This is a genomic window from Allobosea sp. P1_A7 (genome assembly GCF_056406775.1).
In genome coordinates, this window is the sequence record NZ_JBFTZN010000526.1 from 1 (window position 1) to 1781 (window position 1781).

General features: G+C 61.8%; 2 protein-coding genes. One reads left to right on the forward strand and one right to left on the reverse strand.

Annotated features, from left to right (window positions below; genetic code table 11):
- Window positions 1-250 (forward strand): hypothetical protein (locus tag AC1D34_RS37260; RefSeq protein WP_476826986.1); only part of this gene is annotated, 250 nt, incomplete at its 5' end.
- A 54-nt stretch (window positions 251-304) separates the two neighbouring features.
- Here AC1D34_RS37260 and AC1D34_RS37265 read toward each other — a convergent pair.
- Window positions 305-1781, reverse strand: a 1477-nt coding sequence (locus AC1D34_RS37265; protein WP_476826987.1) for a preprotein translocase subunit SecA, incomplete at its 5' end; no start/stop codon positions are given.

Consider the following 1781-nt stretch of genomic DNA (forward strand, 5'->3'; position numbering starts at 1 on the left):
TGCGCAGACAGCGCCGCGGGCTTGGGGATGGTTCCGCCATATCTCGCATCACCTCATCGTCACCCTCGATTGGTTGTCGATCGCCCGGCAGTTGTCGTGTCCTTGCCGCGGCCGGCTTCAACTTCAAGCTCCTCATCCGCTGGCTGATGTTTTTGTGCGCCTGGATCACCGCCGCAGTTGCCGCCATGTCGACGGCAAAATCCCGGCCTCAGGCCGCGTGAACGCGTTCTTCACGGTCGCGCTATGCTAAGTCCCGGTGCATGAGATGAGTTGCGGGAACGCAGGACGGCCGCGGATCGCGTCGTTATTCGGTGCGCCCGATGAACGCCAACAGTTGATCGTAGCGACGATTATTGGCCTGCGTCTCGATCCGCGAGCGCACGCCACGCGCTTCCGCAGTGGCTTGGGCGGACCAGCGCATGAAGCCATTAGCCAACAACGGCAAATTTGGATCGATCTGATAGAGCCATTGCGCAAAGCGCCTGGCGCGGGGAGAAAAGGTCGCGAAGATCGCGTCGTCGAGCGAGACAATGGCGGCGTGGCTGCCCGGATCGCCCTGTCTAGCGCAGCGTCCGATGAGCTGCCGGTCGATACGGCGTGATTCGTGATACTCGGTCAGGATGACATGAAGGCCGCCGGCCTCTGCAACTCCTTTACCAAGCCTGATGTCGGTGCCGCGGCCAGCAATGTTGGTCGCCACCGTCACGCTCGATGCCTGCCCGGCACGGGCGATCACCTCGGCCTCGGACGCATCCTGCTTGGCGTTGAGCAGCGCATGATCAATGCCGCGGCCGCTCAGAACCGTGCTGATCTCCTCCGACGCCTCGACCGAACGCGTTCCGATCAGGATTGGCCGCACGGTTCGTCTCAGGAGTTCCTCGGTTGCGTCGGCTACGGCCTCCCACTTGCTCTCGGCCGTCGGCACGATCAGCGTTCGATATCGGACGCGGCGCGACGGACGATGCAGCGGAATACGGACGAAATCCAACGCATAGGTTTGGCAGATCTCGCGGCTGACTTCCTTGCCCGTGCCGGTCATACCAGACAGGCGGAGGTAGCGCGGGAACAGCCGCTGATAGGTGATTCGCGCCAGCGTTTCGCGCCGCGCTGTTGTCTCAACGCCTTCCTTGGCTTCGATCAACTGATGCAGCCCGCGCTCCCAGGCACGATCTGGCATGACACGACCAGTCGACTCGTCGACGATCTGCACCTTGTCGTCGGTGACGACATAATGTTCGTCGCGGCGATAGAGATTGCTCGCGGACAAAGCCTGCGTCACAAGTTCGTCGCGCGGCCGCGCGCGAGACCAGATGCCTTCGAACGCTTCCGACAGCCTCTCGATCTTGTCACGGCCGAGATCGGTCAAGGCGATACTGCGATCCGCCCAATCGATCCGATAATCCTCGCGAAGGAGGAGGTTACTGGCGATCGCGAGAGCGCGGCCAATGTCGGCATCCTCCGCCTTTKCATCGCTCGAGGCCGACAGAATGAGCGGCGTTCGCGCTTCATCGATGAAGACGCTATCCGCTTCGTCGACGATCGCGAAATAGAGCCCGCGCAGCACAAGCGCGTCGTCCTCCGCTGATTCCCCGCGCAGCTTTCCGAGGTCGAGCTGCAACTTGCTTACCCGCTTTCCCAGCGAAACCCGATCGCGAAGGTAGTCGAAGGCGAGATCMTTGTTGGTGCAATACGCAATCGCCCGCGCATAAACATGTCGACGCTCAGCCTTCGTCATCTTTTGCGCGATGGCCCCGACGCTTAGCCCGAGGAAACTGTAGAGC